General features: G+C 70.6%; 3 protein-coding genes. 1 reads left to right on the plus strand and 2 read right to left on the minus strand.

Annotated features, from left to right (window positions below; genetic code table 11):
• Window positions 1–805 (minus strand): AfsR/SARP family transcriptional regulator (locus EHS43_RS41540; RefSeq protein WP_148104254.1); only part of this gene is annotated, 805 nt, incomplete at its 3' end.
• 315 nt (window positions 806–1,120) lie between these two features.
• A complete protein-coding gene (locus EHS43_RS41545; RefSeq protein ID WP_125195680.1) occupies window positions 1,121–1,699 on the minus strand; it encodes a Dps family protein in 579 nt (192 codons plus the stop codon).
• Window positions 1,700–1,973: 274 nt separating this feature from the next.
• Between EHS43_RS41545 and EHS43_RS41550 the strand changes: the two genes are divergently transcribed.
• The coding region (locus tag EHS43_RS41550) for a BTAD domain-containing putative transcriptional regulator (RefSeq protein ID WP_260470956.1) at window positions 1,974–2,967 on the plus strand (994 nt) is incomplete at its 3' end.

Genomic DNA, 2,967 nt, shown 5'->3' on the forward strand with positions numbered 1-2,967 from the left:
GTGTCATCTCGACCGGGGCCCCGCCGTTCGGCTCCTCGCTTCTCGCTACGGCGAGCAGCGCGGGGTCCGCGCGCAGGATCCGTTCGTACAGGCGCTGCAGAGCGGGCGCGGGATCGACGCCCAGTTCGTCCGCGAGCAGCGTCCGCGCCTCGGCGTACGTCTGAAGTGCCGCGGACTGTCGCCCGGAACGGTAGAGGGCCAGCATCAGCATCTCGCGGAACCGCTCGTCCAGCGGACTCCCGGCGACCAGCGCGGCCAACTCCGGTACGGCGTCGGCATGTCCGCCCAGATCGAGCCGGATCGCCAGCAGGGACTCCAGGGCGGACAGCCTGAGCGCTTCCAACTGCTCGCGCCCGGCCTGCGCGAACTCGCCCCGGACACCGGCCAGCGCGGGACCGCGCCACAGCGCCAGCGCGTCCCGCAGGTGTGCCGCGGCCTGCTCCAAGTCCCCCACGCGCCGGGCCGCTTCGGCGCGCGCGGTGAGCTCCCTGAACGCGGCGAGGTCGAGATCCTCGGGCAGCGCGCGCACCACGTAGGCGTCCCCGACGGACCGGATCAGCGACGCGCCCTCGCCAAGGGCCCGCCGCAACCGGTGCACATACGTGCGCACCGACCCCACCGCGGAGGCCGGCGGGGCATCACCCCACAACGCGTCGACGAGTCCGTCCACCGGAACCCGGCCGCCCTCGGCCAGCAACAGCACGGCCAGCACCGCCCGCTGCCGCGGCGCCCCGAGGTCCACCTCGACCGCACCACGCCACGCGCTGACCGGCCCGAGCACCGCGAACCGAACCTGCTCCCGCACCCCAGAACTCTCCCCCGCCGACACGAACCCCCGGGTACGGACTCTGCACATCCCACTTGGAAGCGACTTGGAACCCGCTTGGAAGCCGGTGGACGGGGTCGATCATGTCTTGGAGCAGGTCGGCGAAGGCGGTTGCGGCTCCTGCGGCATCTCCTGCCTCGCACGCAGGGCTGGGGCTAACGTGCTACAGCATTCGCCCGGCGGTTCGCAGATCTTTCATCCGCTCCCGCACCCTGCGCTCGGTGAGAAGGCCATGGGCCTCAGTTCTGTGTTCCGTGAGAGGCCCACGGCCTCACCGTGGCTGGACCGGCTTCCTCAGGCGCGGACCAGCGGTGTGTCGACCAGGTGCTCGGCCAGGAACCACGCCTGCCGCTCACCTGTCCTGATCACCTGGGAGACCAGCAGGTCGATGGTGCCGTCGTCGCCCCATTCAGCGGTCCGGGCGGCGGCGTCGTGAGCCTCGATGAGGATGGTCTCGTGAGCCTCCAGCAGGCGGGACAGCATGGCCGGGACCTCCTCCACGCCGTCCGGGGGCCGCGGGATCGATGTGATCTCTGCAACGTGCCGCGGGTCTCCCACCGCGACACCGCCCAATGACTGGACGCGTTCGGCGATGGTGTCGATGATGTCCAGTTGTTCGCCCGCGTGCTTGTCCAGGACCAAGTGCAACTGGTAGAAGGTCGCGCCGCGCATCAGCCAGTGATGCTTCTTGTAGAGGCCGTAGAGGATCTGCGTGTCCGCGAGGGCCTTGTTCAGGCGCTGGCAGGAATACATCCGCGCCTCGTAGGAGAGGGCGACCGGGAACTGCTTGACGGTGCCGAACTCCTGGATCACCTCTCCCTTCTGGTGCAGCCACGGCTGGCTGCTGCGTGGGGATGGCGAGTCGGTGGTCATGGTCAGCCTCCTGTGATGCCGTCTGTGTGAACCCGGGGGACGCTAGGTGTCCGACCGGAGCATGGCTTGACCGGCAGTGCACGAGGTGGTGCCCGTCAGCGCACTGAAGCCGCCTTTGCCCCTTCCGAATGCGGCGCCGCCCTGAACGGGCGGGAGGCCAGGTTCGTAACTCTGGGTAACTCGACCCGTGGCATACAGTTGAAGCCGGGGAGAGCGCTTGCGGGAGGGGGATGACGTGTCGCCGGTATCGGTGCGGTTCGCGATACTCGGGGCCGTGCGTGTGATCCGGGGAGAGACGGAGCTGAACTTCGCAGGGCCCCAGGAACGCGCATTCCTCGCACTCCTGCTGGTGAGGGCGGGGCAGCCGGTCGCCCTGAGCGAGATCGTCGACGTGCTGTGGGGAGCGGATCCACCGCGCAGCGCGGTCAACGTCGTACGCCGGCACGTGGGTTCGTTGCGGCGGCTGCTGGAGCCCGGCCTCGCCGTCCGGGCGGAGGGGCGCTGGCTGCTGCGGGACGCCGGCGGGTACCGACTGGTGACCGACGGTGAGTCCTCGGACCTCCTGCGGTTCCGTGCTCTGCGCGCGGCTGGTCGGCGTACGGTGGACGAATCTCCCCTACGCGCGGTCGAACTCCTCACCGAAGCGCTGTCGTTGTGGCACGGTCCGGTCGCCGCCGGGATTCCCGTCCGGGCCCGCGCCCACCCCGCGTTCGAGGCGGCGGACCGTGAACGGCTCACGGCGGTGAGGGAGGCGGCCGATGCGGCACAGCGTGCCGGTGTTCCCGAGACTGTTCTTCCCGAGCTGCGAAGAGCCGCCACCGAGCATCCCCTGGACGAACCCGTGCAGGGCGCTCTGATCCTCGCCCTGGCAGCCGCCGGTCGGCGTTCCGAGGCGCTCATCGCGTATGAAACCGTTCGGGCGCGGCTGGCCGAGGAACTGGGAATCGACCCCGGTGCGGAACTGCGGGCGGTGTGCGATGCGGCGCTGCGACCCCACTCTGGGGTCGCAGCGGGACGGGCTCCGAGGGAGACGGAACGGGCTCCGCGCCAGGCGGGGTCGGCGCCTTCTTCCGGCGCGGGCGAGCCCGGCTTCGTTGGCGCCGGACCCGAAGCCGTCGACGCCGGTCCGAACGGCTTCGGTCCGAACGGCTTCGGTCCGAACGGCTTCGGTCCGAACGGCTTCGGCCCGAACGGCTTCGGCCCGAACGGCTTCGGTCGGGTCGGCTCCGGTTCGGTCAGCTGTCCGCTGGTCGACGCCCTCCCCACGC

This window comes from Streptomyces sp. RP5T (assembly GCF_003933965.1).
In the GTDB taxonomy this organism is placed as follows: Bacteria; Actinomycetota; Actinomycetes; order Streptomycetales; family Streptomycetaceae; genus Streptomyces.

What these genes read in the sequence shown, in the direction of transcription:
- EHS43_RS41545 (WP_125195680.1), bottom strand. Translation starts at nt 1,699, where the DNA reads ATGACCACCGACTCGCCATCCCCACGCAGCAGCCAGCCGTGGCTGCAC.